Source organism: Franzmannia pantelleriensis (assembly GCF_900102875.1).
In the GTDB taxonomy this organism is placed as follows: Bacteria; Pseudomonadota; Gammaproteobacteria; order Pseudomonadales; family Halomonadaceae; genus Franzmannia; species Franzmannia pantelleriensis.
Genome location: NZ_FNGH01000009.1, coordinates 176374 through 190856, shown reverse-complemented (window position 1 = coordinate 190856; position 14483 = coordinate 176374). Strand labels below are relative to the sequence as shown.

Genomic DNA, 14483 nt, shown 5'->3' with positions numbered 1-14483 from the left:
GGATGGACGCCGCTGACCTTCCCCAGGACCCACATCGCCCCTACGAAGACGTCATGGCGATGCTGCTCGGCACCCTGCTGGTCGCCCTGGGCGTGCATTTCTATAGCCAGGCGCTGCTGCTGACCGGCAGTACCGCGGGCATGGCGTTCCTGGTCCAGTACGCCACCGGCTGGCGCTTCGGGGTGGTGTTCTTCCTGATCAACCTGCCGTTCTACTACCTGGCGATCCGTCGCATGGGCTGGAGCTTTACCTTACGTACCTTCGCTGCCATCGCCCTGGTGTCGCTATTCGTCGAGCTGACCGGCCGCTGGCTGAGCGTCGACGCGTTGAACGCCGTCTATGCGGCGCTGATGGGCGGCAGCCTGATCGGCATCGGCATGCTGGTGCTGTTCCGCCATCGCACCAGTCTTGGCGGGATCAACATCCTCGCCCTCTACCTGCAGGACAGCCGCGGCTGGCGCGCCGGCTATGTGCAGCTCGGCATTGACGGCTTGCTGCTGCTGATCGCCTTTTTCATGCTGCCGCTGGACAAGGTCGCGCTGTCGGTCGTCGGGGCGCTGGTGCTCAACCTGATCGTGGCGCTGAATCATAAGCCCGGGCGCTACATGGGCGTCAGTTGACAGCGGCTTAGCGTTTGGCCAGCCAGAACCACCAGACGATAGCGACGATCAGGGCGATGCCCGAGAGATTGACGATCCAGCTCATGCGCTAGTCTCCTGGCGCGGCTTCCACAGCCGCAGGCGGTTGGCGTTGCTGACTACGGTGATCGACGACAGCGACATGGCCGCCCCGGCGATCATCGGTGACAGCAGCATGCCGGTGAAGGGATACAGGACCCCGGCGGCAATCGGGATGCACAGGCTGTTGTAGCCGAAGGCGCCCCACAGGTTCTGCTTGATGTTGGTGAGCGTAGCCCGGCTGATCTCGATGGCGTCTGCCACGCCGTGCAGCGAGCCGCGCATCAGGGTGATGCCGGCGCTCTCGATGGCTACGTCGGTGCCCTGGCCGATGGCGAAGCCGACATCGGCGCGGGCCAGGGCCGGGGCGTCGTTGATGCCGTCGCCGACCATGCCGACCACCTCGCCGGCCTGTTGCAGGCGCTCGATCTCGGCGTGCTTGTCCTCGGGCAGAAGCCCGGCACGAAACGCGTCGATGCCCACTTCATGGGCGATAGCCGCGGCCGTGTGCGGGTTGTCGCCGGTGAGCATGACCACCTTGAGGCCATCGGCCTGCAGGCGGCGAATCGCCGCGACGCTGTCGTCGCGTAGCGGGTCGCTGATGCCGAACAGCGCCGTCAGTTGACCACCCACGGCCAGATAGACCACGGTCCGTGCTGTCTCCTCTAGCTCGTTGACCTTTGCCTGACCGCGGGCCAGGTCGACGCCCGCGTCTTCCAGCAGGCGGGCGTTGCCGAGCAGCAGCGACTGACCGTCGCCGGTTTCGGCCTTGACGCCACCGCCGGTGACGCTCTCGAAGTCGCGAACCTCAGCCATCTGGGCGCCGGCCTGCTCGGCATGCGTCAGCAGGGCGGCGGCCAGCGGATGCTCCGAGCCCCGTTCCAGCGCCGCGACCAGCGCCAGCATGCTGGCCTCGTCGCCGGCAAACTCTGCGCCAGACAAGAAGTGCGCTTCGGTCACGCTGGGCTTGCCCTGGGTCAGGGTGCCGGTCTTGTCGACCACCAGGGTGGTGAGCTTGCTGGCGACCTGCAGCGCGTCGCCGCTTCTCACCAGTACGCCGTGCTCGGCGGCCTTGCCAACCCCGATCATGGTCGAGATCGGCGTAGCCAGGCCCAGCGCGCAGGGGCAGGCGATGATCAGCACCGTAGTGGCGGTGACCAGCATATGGATCACCCGCGGCTCGGTGCCGAGGTTGAACCAGGCCAACGCAGTGAGTACGGCGATGATCATCACCGTGGGGACGAAGATGCTCGAGATGCGATCGGCTAGGGCGCCGATCGGTGGGCGCGAGTTCTGGGCGCGGGCAACCTGTTCGGTGATCTGGCCCAGCCGAGTGTCGTCGCCGACCCGGGTGGCGCGGTAGACCAGTCCACCCTTGCCGTTGACGGTGCCGGCGCTGACCTCGTCGCCTACGGCCTTGCCCACCGGCAGTGGCTCGCCGGTGAGCATCGACTCGTCGATATGGCTGGTGCCTTCGGTCACTTCGCCGTCGACGGGCAGGCGTTCGCCGGGACGGACGCGGACATGGTCGCCCTCGCGCACCTCGTCGATGCCCACCTCGACCTCCTCGCCGTCGCGAATCACTCGGGCGCTGCGGCTCTGCAGATCGAGCAAGCGCCGCAGCGCCTCGCTGGTACGGCCGCGGGCGCGGAGCTCCAAGGCATTGCCCAGCAGCACCAGGCCGATGATCATCGCCGAGGCCTCGAAATAGATACCGTGGGCGACCATCGGCAGCCAGGGGGCGAAGAGCACCACCGCCATGGAATACAGCCAGGCGGTGCCGGTGCCCATGGCGATCAGGGTGTCCATGTTGGCCTGGTGGTGACGAAAGGCCTTCCAGGCATTGACGAAGAAGTGGCGACCCGGCCCCAGGAGTACGGCCAGGGTCAGTAGGCCGATCAGCGCCCAGAACAGGCGGCCCACGCCCACCGGGTGGGGGTGGTAGACGAACATGCTGGCCATCAGCGGCACCGCCAGCGCCAACGACCAGGCACTGCCGCGCAGCCGACGGCGGTATTCTCGGGCGTCGTTGCGCTGGCGGGTTTGTTCTGCCTCGCGCAGGTCGAGAATCGGCTCGGCGCCGTAGCCGGCGTCCACCACGGCACGGATCAGCGCCTCACGCTCGCTGTGGCCATGTACCTGGGCGGTGTGGCTGCCGAAGTTAACCGTAGCGCTCTCCACCCCGGGCACTTCGGCGAGGGCGTCCTGCACCGAACGCACACAGCTGGCGCAGGTCATTCCGCTGATCGAGAGTCGCTGGGTGACGCTGCCGCCAGCCGGTGCGCCGACCGATCCACTGGTTTGGGAGCGGATCTCGCTGGGCGCCGCTGCCATCTCTGCCGGTGGGAAGCCGCTTTGCTGGAGTAGAACATCGAGGCGTTCTCCGCTGAGTCCGCCACTTACCCATAGTCGTTTGGTGGCAGGATCGCCCTCCACCTCGGCCGTGGGGTCCTCTGCCTGGATGGTGCGCCGGATCTTGCCGATGCAGCCCTGACAGCTGATGCCGGGTACCTGACGCTCAAGGTGTAAATCACTCATGGCAGCGGCCTCGAGCGACGTCTTGAGGAGGCGGAAAGCTCTCGATCAAGCGACACAGGCTGTGGCCATCGGGCGTGCCATCGGGCATGTCGGCCCAGGTGTCGAGGGCCTGCTGCATGCGCGCGGCGAGTTCCTCGAGTTCGGCGATCTTGGCGTGGACCTCGGGCAGGCGCGCGGCGAGCATGTCGCGCACCATGGGGCAGGGGGAGTCGCCGTGGTCGGCGTGCTCGAGGATCTCGCCGATCTCGCGCACGCTAAAGCCCAGGGTACGGGCGCGCTGGATAAAGCGCAGCCGCGACAGGTCCTGTTGATCATACAGCTGGTAGCCGTTGTCGGGGTGGCGGTGCGGGGTGAGCAGGCCCTCACGGGTGTAGTGGCGCACCGTCTCGGCGGTGACCTCGGCGGCCCTGGCCAGTTCGCTGACTTTCATGGTGGCCTCACAAGTGGAAGTTATGAGGCAAGTGTAAAACCTCTGGGTAACACCCAGGTCAAGCAAGGTCGCACACGCCCGTTGGCAGCGCTGGCACGACAGGCTAAGTCGATGAAAGTTCGAGTGATCAAACGTGCGTGCGACCAAAGTATTAGCAAAAACCGCGTTAAAACAAACGTTTGGCCTTGATCCTGGCGTCGCGATAAGCGAAAAAGGAGGCCTACGCCCTTGCCCGGTGCGGGCAAGTCAGAAAAACAGCTCCAGCCTCACCTGGAAAAGGACGTCGACAATATGCACAACAACGTCAACAAGCTTACCTGGGCCGTCGCCATCGCGGCCGCCGCCTTCGCCAGCCAGGTCAACGCCGGCGGCTACCAGATCAACGAGCAGAGCGTCAGCGGCCAGGGCTACGGCCACGCCGGGCGCAGCTCCAACGTCAACGACGCCACCATCGTGTTTGGCAACCCGGCGGGGATGTCATTTCTTGATCGGGCGCAGGTGACGGCCGGTGGGACTTATCTCAACGTTAATACAGATATAAGTAATGTTCAGGCGGATGCAATGCTTGATGGTGGCTTTGCAGCGACTGGAAACCCAGCAAATGCTACTGGACAGCAGGTCCCAGTGGGCACCATCCCAGGTTCCAGCGATGGTGATATGGTGCCTGGGACGCTCATCCCATATGCCTTTTATGCACAGCCGGTAAATGAGCGTTTGGCCTTTGGTTTCGGTGTTTACGCGCCTTTCGGCTCCAAGACCGACTATGAGGATGGTTTTCAAGGTCGTTATTTTGGCGACTACACTGAAGTGCGCGTGATAAGCGCTCAGCCTACGGTCTCATATCGCTTTAACGATCAGCTTGCACTGGGTCTGGGCATTACATACAACCAAGTCGATGGCGAGCTACGTAGGCAGTTGCCGGGCGACCCGGCAGCGCCATTCGACCCCTCTGCAGATATCGATTCTCGCGTCGAGGGGGATGATGATGCCTGGGGCTACAACATTGGTGTGATTTATCAGCCGGTGGAAGAGACTACTTTCGGTTTAACCTATCGCTCCAAGGTCGACTACACCCTGACCGGTGACTTCAGTGCCACGGATCCTGCCGGCAATGTGGTCAGGTCTGACAGCGCCAACCTCAATCTCACGACGCCTGAGACGGTCAACTTCTCGGTGACGCAGCAGATGAGCGATCGCCTTAAGCTGATGGCGGGGGCCTCCTGGGTACGCTGGAGCCGCTTTGATCAGATTTTGGTCACGGGAAGTGAGGGTGATGTAATCACCCAAGAGACTCAGGATTATAGTAATGCCTGGGCCTTCGCGGTGGGGGGTGAGTACCAGCTCAATCCGCAGCTCGCTCTGCGTGCCGGGGTCACCATCGACAATACCCCCACCAGCGATGAGTTCCGTAGCGTACGGATTCCCTCGGATGATCGCCGTATCTTCTCCGTTGGCGCTGGGTGGACGCCTACGGACGATGTGACCCTGGATTTCGCCTACTCCTACCTCACCGAGCGTGGCACTTTCGTCGACCAATCACGGGATGATCTTTACCAAGGCCTGGGTGGGGCAACCTACTCCGCCGACTACAAAAACGAGGCCCACGGCTTTGGCGCGCAGCTGACCTACCGCTTCTAAGCCATGTAGGTACAGCCAGCCCGCGCGGCATGACGACACCCGGCTTCGGCCGGGTGTCGTCGTTTGGGGTGACATCGCGCCCCGGGATAGCTGGAACGGCCGGGGTTCGCTACAATAGCGCTCTTTTTCGTGCCATCGCGGCCTGGCGCAACGCCAAGGCCGTGGTGGCCGTTTTCCCTGCAGACTCAGGCGAGCCACATGTTGGAAACCAATCCGATTCACAACCAGATCAAGGACCTGTCCGATCGGACAGACGTCCTGAGGGGGTATCTTTGACTATGCCGAGAAGAAAGATCGGCTAGAAGAGGTAACCCGCGAGCTGGAAGACCCCAATGTCTGGAGCGATCCGGACTACGCCCAGAAGCTCGGCAAGGAGCGCGCCTCCCTGGAGCAGATCGTCGCCACCATCGACGAGCTGGATCAGGGGCTGGCCGATAGCGCTGACCTGCTCGAGCTGGCCGAGATGGAAGAGGACGAGGGCACCGTCGACGAGGTTCGCAAGGAGCTCGATGGCATGCAGGTGAGCCTCGAGAAGCTCGAGTTCCGGCGCATGTTCTCCGGTGAGATGGACGAGAACAACGCCTATCTCGACATCCAGGCCGGCTCCGGTGGTACCGAGGCCCAGGACTGGGCCAACATGCTGCTGCGCATGTACCTGCGCTGGGCCGAGCACCACGGTTTCAAGGCCGAAATCACCGAGGTCTCAGCCGGCGATGTGGCGGGCATCAAGTCGGCCACCATCCATGTCCAGGGCGATCACGCCTTCGGTTGGTTGCGTACCGAGACCGGCGTTCACCGCCTGGTGCGCAAGAGCCCGTTCGACTCCGGCGGTCGTCGCCATACCTCCTTTGCGTCGGTATTCCTGTCACCGGAGGTGGACGATAGCTTCGAGGTCGAGATCAATCCTGCCGACCTGCGCACCGACACCTATCGCTCCAGCGGCGCCGGCGGCCAGCACGTCAACACCACCGACTCGGCGGTACGCATCACCCACGAGCCTACCGGCATCGTGGTGGCCTGCCAGAGCCAGCGCAGCCAGCACGCCAACCGCGACTTCGCCATGAAGCAGCTCAAGGCCAGGCTGTGGGAACATGAGATGCAGAAGCGCAACGCCGCCAAGCAGGAGGCCGAGGAGTCCAAGGCCGATATCGGCTGGGGTAGCCAGATCCGCTCCTACGTGCTGGATGATCAGCGCATCAAGGACCTGCGCACCGGCGTGCAGTCGAGCAACTGCGACAAGGTACTTGACGGCGATCTGGATCAGTTTATCGAAGCCAGCCTCAAGCAGGGGCTATAGCCTGCTGCGCTCGCCGATACGGCGTTACCCCTTGGTTCGAGATGCTCATTGAGCAAGCGTCAACTCCGCTCTCTCACCAAGGGGTGGCCTTGTCTCGGCGTCGCTCGCGCGGCGATAGCCGCGTCCATGGAATTGCAAACGACATTGCCAACAGGTAGCGACATGGCCGACCACGACGCCTCATCGAATAGCGCCCAGCACGACGAGAACCACCTGATCGCCGAGCGCCGCGCCAAGCTGGCCGCGCGCCGCGAGCGCGCCACCGAGACCGGCGGCAGCGCTTTCCCCAACGACTTCCGCCGCGACAGCCTGGCCGCTGAGCTCGATGCCGAGCTGGGTGACCAGGACAAGGCCCAGCTCGAGGCCCTCGACCGCCAGGCGGCGGTGGCCGGGCGCATCATGCGCAAGCGTGGCCCGTTCATCGTGATTCAGGACGTCTCGGGGCAGATCCAGCTCTACGTCGACAAGAAGGGACTGCCCGCCGAGGTGCTCGAGGACATCAAGAGCTGGGACATCGGCGACATCGTCGCCGGCCGCGGCCCGGTACATAAGTCGGGCAAGGGCGACCTGTACGTGATGATGGTCGAGGCCACGCTGCTGACCAAGAGCCTGCGGCCGCTGCCCGACAAGTTCCATGGCCTCACCGACATGGAAGCGCGCTACCGCCAGCGCTACGTTGACCTGATCATGAACCCTGAGTCGCGCAAGGCCTTCGAGGTGCGTGCCGGAGTGATCGCCTCGATCCGCCGCTTCTTCGAGGCGCGCGGCTTCATGGAGGTCGAGACGCCGATGCTGCAGCCGATCCCCGGCGGCGCGGCGGCGCGTCCGTTCATCACCCACCACAATGCGCTGGATATCGACATGTACCTGCGCATCGCGCCGGAGCTATACCTCAAGCGGCTGGTGGTGGGCGGCTTCGAACGGGTCTTCGAGATCAACCGCAACTTCCGCAACGAGGGGCTGTCGACGCGCCACAACCCCGAGTTCACCATGCTCGAATTCTACTGGGCCTACGCGGACTACCTGGATCTGCTCGATCTCACCGAGGAGATGATCCGCAACGCCGCCCAGGAGGTGCTGGGTACCACCACGGTGGTCTATCAGGGGACTACCTATGAGTTCGGCCAGCCCTTCCGCCGCCTGACCATGCGCCAGGCGATCCTCGAGTACGGTGAGGGTATCAGTGACGCCGATCTCGACAGCCGCGATGCCGCGGCTGCAGTGGCCGAGGGTCTGGGTATCCAGGTTAAGCCGAGCTGGGGGCTGGGCAAGCTGCACACCGAGATCTTCGAGGAGGTCGCCGAGCACCGCCTCGACCAGCCGACCTTCATCATCGAGTACCCGGCCGAGGTCAGCCCGCTGGCACGGCGCAACGACGCCAACCCCTTTGTCACCGACCGCTTCGAGTTCTTCGTCGGCGGCCGCGAGATCGCCAACGGCTTCTCGGAGCTCAACGACGCCGAGGACCAGGCCGAGCGCTTCCGTGAGCAGGCCGCCGAGAAGGACGCCGGTGACGTCGAGGCGATGTACTACGATGCCGACTATGTGCGCGCCCTTGAATATGGCCTGCCGCCGACCGCCGGCGAAGGCATCGGTATCGACCGGCTGGTGATGCTGTTCACCGACAGCGCCTCGATTCGCGATGTGCTGCTGTTCCCGGCCATGCGCCCGGAAGCCGACTAACGAGGCTATCAGCAGAGGAGGCTGGCGCCCGGTAAGCAAAGCACCTTGCAACAAGCCATGAGGGGGCACCTGAGCAGCTGTAAGGGGAGCCGCGGCGCATCGGAGCCAGACGGGCAAGGCAAAAGCGAACCTCATTCTTCAGGGATGAAGAATGGAGCGCCCAGGGAAGGGTCAACAGCGTGTGAGCGTTGACTTGTCCGTCTGGCGTACATCTCCGAGAGTGAATGGGCCGGAAGTGTTGGTAAGGTGCGCCCCGAGCGCCCATAATGGTCGGCGTTTCGCCGTCGAGGAGATCGTGATGAAACTGCTCAATCGCTCCGCCCTGAGCGTCAAGCCGACCCAAGCCTTTCTGGATTGGATCAACTCCCTGGAGCCCACGGTCGGTGACGATGATCTGACGATTGACGATATCGACCGCGAGAACACCGTCTACCTGATTCCGGAGATGGATACACCGGAAGCCCTCGAGGCGTTCGTCCACGAGCGCTATATGGAGATCCTCGAGACCGAGCTGCGCGCGTGGGAAGAGGACGAGCGGCAGTGGCCCGAGCGTATCGACTGGGCGCTGTTCCAGCGTTTCGTGCAAGTCGAACACAGCTATCTGGCGGTCGACCTCGACGACGAGGCGCCGCTGGAGATCGCCGAGGTCGACGACGCCCTGCTGCTCGAGACCGACCAGGACTAGGCGGCAGCGGGCACCCTGGCCGCCCACCCAGCAGCATCTCCCTACGGGGAGTCGAGACCGGCCGAGGCCGGTCTTTTCGTGTCAGTGGAACCTCAGGATAGCCGATGAGCCGATTGTTCGAGACCCGCCCCGATGATGATGGCCTGCCCGGCCGCGAGCGCCGTATTGCGGTGCTGGTGGTCGTGGTGGGCACCCTGATGGCGGTCATCGACACCACCATGATCAATATCGCCCTGCCGTCGATCGCCCGTGATCTCGAGATCTCCGCGGCGCGGGCGGTATGGGTGGTCAGCCTGTTCCAGATCGTGTGTGCGGCGACGCTGTTGCTGTTCGCCTCGCTCAGCGAGCTGGTCAGCCGACGCCGGCTGTATATCGCCGGGCTGGTGGTGTTCACCCTGGCCTCGCTGGGGGCCGCCCTGGCCAACGGCCTGGAGATGCTGCTGATGTGTCGTGCCCTGCAGGGGCTCGGAGCGGCGGCCACGCTCTCCATCGGCCCCTCGATCTACCGGCTTATCTTCCCCACCCGGCTGCTGGGCGCGGCAATGGGGCTGAGTGCCCTGGTGGTCGCCGCTGGCTACGCCTCGGGGCCAACGCTAGGCGGGGTAATCCTGTCGTTTGCCGACTGGCCGTGGCTGTTCGCTCTGAATGTGCCGGTGGGGCTGCTGGCGCTGGCGTTGGCCGTGAGAGCGCTGCCCGCCGAGCCGCGCCGCCGTGGCGGTTTTGATATCACCGGCGCACTGCTCTCGGCGGCGATGCTGGCCTGCTTCTTCCTGGCCATGGACGGTGCCGGTCACCAGGCGCCGTGGTGGGAAGTGCTGGGCTTGATGCTGGCGAGCCTGGTGGCCGGCTGGCTGTTCCTGCGCCGCCAGCGTCGTGCCAGCCACCCGCTGCTGCCGCTGTCGCTGTTCGATGAGCCGCGATTCTCGCTGGCGATCGTGGTCTCGGGGCTGGCCTTCGTCGGCCAGGGGCTGGCATTCGTGGCGCTATCGTTTCTCTATCAGCAGGAGATGGGGTTCTCGCCGCTGCAAACCGCCTGGCTGTTCACTCCCTGGCCGCTGACCATCATGTTTGCTGCGCCACTGGCCGGGCGCCTGGCCGATCGCTTCAATCCGGCCCTGCTTTCGACGCTGGGGCTGGTGCTGCTGCTGTCAGGCCTGGTGGCGCTGGCGCTGGTTCCCGATGGCGCCGGTATCGTGAATATTCTGTGGCGTACGGCGCTGTGCGGGCTCGGCTTCGGTTTCTTCCAGGCGCCAAACAACCGCGAGATGATGAGTAGTGTGCCCAAGGCGCGCAGCAATAACGCCTCGGGGATGATGAGCACCACCCGCACCATCGGTCAGTCTCTGGGCGTGGCGCTGGTCGGGGTGTTCCTGGCACTCGGTGCGGGCTCGGTGCAGGCATCGTTGTGGTTGGGCTGCGGCGCCTGTGCGCTGGCCGTGGCCGTCAGTTTACGGCGCATTCCACTGGCGCCTGCTGCGAAGCCAACACTCGCTGAACGTGCGTCGCCGGGGCCGGATTGAAGGAGTACAATGGCCCTATTCCGCTTACTTCACGACGCGATTACCACGAGGCAACCGCCATGAGCATTCAGGCGCAGATCGAGGAAAAGCTCAAGACGCTATCGCCTACCTGGCTGACGGTGGAGAACGAGAGCCACCGGCACAATGTGCCGGCCGATTCGGAAACCCACTTCAAGGTCACGCTGGTCTCGGCGCGCTTCGAGGGCATGATGCCGGTCAAGCGGCATCAGCAGCTGTACGCGCTGCTTGCCGATGAGCTGGCCGGACCGGTGCATGCCCTGGCGCTGCACCCCTATACTCCGGACGAATGGCAGGCGCGCGGCGGCCAGCGGCCGGACTCGCCCGACTGCCGAGGTGGCAGCGAGGCGTGACTAGCGAGCCCCAGCGTCTGCAGTACTTGAGTGCCATGGGCGTCACCGCCTGGGTGGCACGCTACCGGCTGCCCAACGCCAAGGAGACGCCGGCCTGTGACTGGCCGACGCCCGAGACGCCGGAGACCCCGGCCCCCTCGCAGCGGCTGCATGCGCTGCTCGATGAGGTGCCGGCTCGCTCCCCGGCGTCGGCGCCGGAAACGCCGGCTCCTGCCAAGCCCCCGCGGCGGGGCAAGGCGCGGGCTCTGTTGGGTGTCGCCGATGAGCCGGTCGATACCAGTGAGACAGAGAGCGATAAGCCGCCAGCTGCCGCGGGAACCGGGGACCCTCAGCAGGCACTGCGTTTCAGTCTGCAGATCGCCGCCCTCGAAGGCCGCTGGCTGGTGCTGCTGCCCCAGGGCGGTTCGCCGGATGCCGTGGCCCAGCGCCTGCTGGGCAATCTGCTGCAGGCCGCCGGCATTCACCTGGCCCAGCCGCCGGTGTTCCAGGCCTTTCACTGGCCGATGATGGAGGAGTTGCCGGTGGAAGCGCCGCTCGACGAGGCCCGTGATGGACTACGTGCGTTTCTCGACGGTCGGCGGCGCGGCGGCTGGCGACCCGAGCGAGTGCTGCTGTTCGGTGAGTCGCCGGTATTGGCTGAGGTATTGTCGATCGAAGCGGGGCACTGCGACCTGCTGCAGCTTCCTGCCTGGCAAGGGGCATCGCTGACTGAGCTGAGCCGTGACGCCGCCGCCAAGCGTGCCTTGCTACCACTGCTCGGAGAATGGCGCGAGGCCTGGCTGGGTGCCGCTGACGGTCCCGCCGCGAATGAGGCCGCCGATGAGTGACCCCTGGCTGCGGACGCTGGATGGCGACTGGTTGGAGGCGGTGGAGCGGATCGAGCACCACGGCCAGCCGCACCCATGGTCGCGTGTGCAATTGATGGGCGCGCTAACCGACCCGCAGGGGAGTGTCTGGGGTGTCGGAGTGGGCGAGCAGGCGAGTGAAGGGCTGTGCGGCTTTGCGGTGCTGAGTCGCCAGCCCTTCGATGCCGAGCTGCAGGCCATCACCGTTGCCCCGCAGGTGCGTCGCCAGGGGCTGGCCGGGCGGCTGGTAACGGCGCTCATCGATCAAGCCGTGGGCTGGGGCAGCGAACGGCTGCTGCTCGAGGTGCGTGCCTCCAATCAGGCGGCGCTAGCCCTCTACCGGCGTAGCGGATTTCGCGACGACGGCGTACGCCGCGGCTACTATCCGCCCCTCAATGGCTGTGGCGCGCGGGAAGATGCGCTGCTGATGTCCTTCCCGCTCGTCGGCTCCCGCGGCTAGTCAGGCGCCGTCGTTACCGCTGCCGTCGAGTTCGTTGAACTTCTCTAGCAAGCCGCTGAGCCGCTGCTGCCACTCGTCATGCTCCTGCTTCAGGCGGGCATTTTCCTCGCGCAGCTCCTCGGCCTCCATCTTGAGCATTTCGATGGCCTCGACGGCGTTGCCGACTTTCTGCTCGAGCTGATTGAAGAGTTCGATGCTCATCCTGTTCTCCTGATTCGATTGCGGCGTCTGGGGCCCGTGACGGGATGCCGGGTTCGCAGCGTACGACGCGCGGCGCGACTCAGCAAGCGTCGCCGGGCGGCGACGCCAGGCGGCGATAGAGCCGCCCGTGGCTGTCGCCGGCGTGGACCTCGCGGTGCAGTCCCCAGGTGGCGGGAACCTGGGGCGTCAATTCAGCCTCGGTTTCCAGATAGATCCAGGCTCGCTCGCCGAGCCAGCCGCCGGCCTCCAGCGCAGCACAGCTCGGCTCGGCGAGCCCCTGTCGAAACGGCGGGTCGAGAAACACCAGATCGTAGGGTGCCGCCGCGTCGGCAGAGGTGCCGAGCAGCGTCAGGACATCGCCGGTGGTAACGCCGCCGTTGGCGCCGAGGGTCGCCAGGTTGTCGCGCAGGGCGCTGGCAACGCCGCCATCGCGTTCGATGAAGTGAGCCTGGCGAGCGCCCCGCGACAGCGCCTCCAGGCCCAGCGCGCCGGTGCCGGCGTAAAGGTCGAGCACCTGAGCGCCAAGCGGTGCACTGGACAGCCAGTTGAACAGCGTCTCGCGCACCCTGTCCGGGGTGGGGCGCAGGCCCGGGCGGTCGAGTACCGGCAGCAGCCGGCGACGAAAGTCGCCGCCGATGATGCGCAGGCGACCGGTGGCCTTGCCGGAGGGGCGGCGGCGTGAGGGAGGGCGGCGTCGAGTCATGGTGCCGAATTGTACCGCCGGGCTTATCCACAGTCACCGCCGGCGGTGGTAGGATGAGCCGATTGTTCCGCGATTCTCCAGGTGCCGAGGTCAGATCACGCCCATGTTCGGATTTTTCAAGCGCAAGAAGCAGCAGGACGAGTCCCAGCAGTCACCCAAGGATCAGCAGGCGCTCGACGAATCGCAGCACGACGATACCCTCGACCAGCCAGCGACCGATCAGGCCGCCGTCGACGTGACGCCCGAGGCCCGCGAGCAGGCCGCGGCACGCGAGGCACTGGGCGATGTTCAGGCCGACGACGGCGAGGTGAGTGCGCTGGACGAGACGCCGCTGGCGGATGAGGTCGACGACCTGGCTGAACCGGCCGCGGCCGATACTGCTGCCGAGCCCGAGCCCGAGCCCGAGCCCGAGCCCGAGCCCGAGCCCGAGCCCGAGCCCGAGCCCGAGACAGTGGTGCCGGCCGAGAGTAGCGGTACACCCGAGAAGCGCGGCTGGTTTGCGCGCATCAAGCAGGGCTTGGGCAAGACCCGCGCCAACCTCACCGACGGCATCGCCGACCTGTTTCTGGGCAAGAAGCAGATCGACGACGACCTGATGGAGGAGCTGGAGACCCAGCTGCTGATGGCCGACGTCGGCATCGAAGCCACCAGCGAGATCATCGATAACCTATCGGCACGGGTCTCGCGCAAGGAGCTTGCCGACTCCGAGGCCCTGTATCGCGCCCTGCAGGATGAACTCAGCGCGATGCTCGACCCGGTGGCCACGCCGCTGGTGCTGCCGCCCAAGGGGGAAGGGCCCTTCGTGATCCTGATGGTGGGCGTCAACGGGGTCGGCAAGACCACCACCATCGGCAAACTGACCAAACGCTTCCAGGCCGAAGGGCGCAGCGTGATGCTGGCCGCCGGTGATACCTTCCGCGCCGCCGCAGTGGAGCAGCTCAAGGTGTGGGGCGAGCGTAACAGCGTGCCGGTGATCGCCCAGCACACCGGTGCCGACAGTGCCTCGGTGATTTACGACGCGGTAGCCGCCGCCAAGGCGCGCAAGATCGATGTGCTGATTGCCGATACGGCCGGCCGCCTGCATAACAAGGGCCATCTGATGGAGGAGCTCAAGAAGGTCCAGCGGGTGATGGGCAAGCTCGATGCTACCGCGCCCCACGAAGTGATGCTGGTGCTTGATGCCGGCACCGGCCAGAACGCTATCTCCCAGGCCAGCACCTTCAACGAGGCGGTGCCGGTGACCGGCATTACCCTCACCAAGCTCGACGGTACCGCCAAGGGCGGTATCATCTTTGCCTTGGCCAAGCAGCTCGGTACGCCGATCCGCTATATCGGCGTCGGCGAGACCCTCGACGACCTGCGCCCGTTCGAGGCGCGTGACTTCGTCGACGCGCTGTTTGCACGCGACGAGCATGACGCCGAGCGCCGTTGAGCC

Annotated in this window: 14 protein-coding genes; 10 read left to right on the top strand and 4 right to left on the bottom strand. The window is 65.4% G+C overall.

Annotated features, from left to right (window positions below):
• The first annotated feature begins 2 nt into the window (after nucleotides 1-2).
• Entirely contained in the window at nucleotides 3-620 is a 618-nt protein-coding gene (locus tag BLT16_RS13055) for a YitT family protein (protein WP_089658951.1), read from the top strand.
• Nucleotides 621-701: 81 nt separating this feature from the next.
• Here BLT16_RS13055 and BLT16_RS13050 read toward each other — a convergent pair whose 3' ends face one another.
• Both BLT16_RS13050 and BLT16_RS13045 read right to left on the bottom strand, forming a co-directional pair.
• Nucleotides 702-3215 (bottom strand): heavy metal translocating P-type ATPase, encoded by a 2514-nt coding sequence (locus BLT16_RS13050; protein WP_089658950.1) that lies wholly within the window; start codon nucleotides 3213-3215, stop codon nucleotides 702-704.
• Nucleotides 3208-3645 carry a MerR family transcriptional regulator gene (locus tag BLT16_RS13045; protein ID WP_089658949.1) on the bottom strand — a complete coding sequence of 146 codons (438 nt, stop codon included), beginning with the start codon at nucleotides 3643-3645 and terminating at the stop codon, nucleotides 3208-3210. Before BLT16_RS13045 ends, BLT16_RS13050 begins: the two co-directional genes overlap by 8 nt.
• A gap of 291 nt (nucleotides 3646-3936) precedes the next feature.
• Here BLT16_RS13045 and BLT16_RS13040 point away from each other — a divergent pair, with 291 nt between their 5' ends.
• The 8 genes from BLT16_RS13040 (at nucleotide 3937) to rimI (ending at nucleotide 12144) form a co-directional block, all read left to right on the top strand.
• Nucleotides 3937-5283 carry an OmpP1/FadL family transporter gene (locus BLT16_RS13040; RefSeq protein ID WP_089658948.1) on the top strand — a complete coding sequence of 449 codons (1347 nt, stop codon included), beginning with the start codon at nucleotides 3937-3939 and terminating at the stop codon, nucleotides 5281-5283.
• A gap of 198 nt (nucleotides 5284-5481) precedes the next feature.
• Nucleotides 5482-6580 (top strand): peptide chain release factor 2 gene (gene prfB / locus BLT16_RS13035; protein ID WP_143025071.1). Its coding sequence is split into 2 segments (ribosomal slippage): nucleotides 5482-5556 and nucleotides 5558-6580, totalling 1098 coding nucleotides; the frame shifts between segments, so codons are not numbered across the junction.
• A 162-nt stretch (nucleotides 6581-6742) separates the two neighbouring features.
• Nucleotides 6743-8263 carry a lysine--tRNA ligase gene (gene lysS / locus BLT16_RS13030; protein ID WP_089658946.1) on the top strand — a complete coding sequence of 507 codons (1521 nt, stop codon included), beginning with the start codon at nucleotides 6743-6745 and terminating at the stop codon, nucleotides 8261-8263.
• 298 nt (nucleotides 8264-8561) lie between these two features.
• Nucleotides 8562-8948: a hypothetical protein gene (locus BLT16_RS13025; protein WP_089658945.1), complete on the top strand. Its 387-nt coding sequence runs from the start codon at nucleotides 8562-8564 to the stop codon at nucleotides 8946-8948.
• Nucleotides 8949-9052: 104 nt separating this feature from the next.
• Complete coding sequence (locus tag BLT16_RS13020; protein WP_089658944.1) at nucleotides 9053-10468, top strand: MFS transporter; 1416 nt, start codon at nucleotides 9053-9055, stop codon at nucleotides 10466-10468.
• 59 nt (nucleotides 10469-10527) lie between these two features.
• Nucleotides 10528-10839, top strand: coding sequence for a BolA family protein (locus BLT16_RS13015; RefSeq protein ID WP_089658943.1), 312 nt, complete (start codon nucleotides 10528-10530; stop codon nucleotides 10837-10839).
• Nucleotides 10836-11666 carry a hypothetical protein gene (locus BLT16_RS13010; RefSeq protein ID WP_143025070.1) on the top strand — a complete coding sequence of 277 codons (831 nt, stop codon included), beginning with the start codon at nucleotides 10836-10838 and terminating at the stop codon, nucleotides 11664-11666. Before BLT16_RS13015 ends, BLT16_RS13010 begins: the two co-directional genes overlap by 4 nt.
• On the top strand, nucleotides 11659-12144 hold the full coding sequence (gene rimI, locus BLT16_RS13005) for a ribosomal protein S18-alanine N-acetyltransferase (protein WP_089658941.1): 486 nt from the start codon (nucleotides 11659-11661) through the stop codon (nucleotides 12142-12144). Before BLT16_RS13010 ends, rimI begins: the two co-directional genes overlap by 8 nt.
• Here the strand turns inward: rimI and BLT16_RS13000 are convergent, their stop codons facing one another.
• The gene (locus tag BLT16_RS13000; RefSeq protein WP_089658940.1) at nucleotides 12145-12345 is read right to left on the bottom strand and encodes a cell division protein ZapB; all 201 of its coding nucleotides are present in this window, start codon (nucleotides 12343-12345) and stop codon (nucleotides 12145-12147) included.
• 79 nt (nucleotides 12346-12424) lie between these two features.
• Nucleotides 12425-13048, bottom strand: coding sequence for a 16S rRNA (guanine(966)-N(2))-methyltransferase RsmD (gene rsmD, locus BLT16_RS12995; RefSeq protein ID WP_089658939.1), 624 nt, complete (start codon nucleotides 13046-13048; stop codon nucleotides 12425-12427).
• Between the two features lie 103 nt (nucleotides 13049-13151).
• Between rsmD and ftsY the strand changes: the two genes are divergently transcribed.
• Nucleotides 13152-14480 (top strand): signal recognition particle-docking protein FtsY, encoded by a 1329-nt coding sequence (gene ftsY, locus BLT16_RS12990; RefSeq protein ID WP_089658938.1) that lies wholly within the window; start codon nucleotides 13152-13154, stop codon nucleotides 14478-14480.
• The last annotated feature ends 3 nt before the right edge of the window (nucleotides 14481-14483 follow it).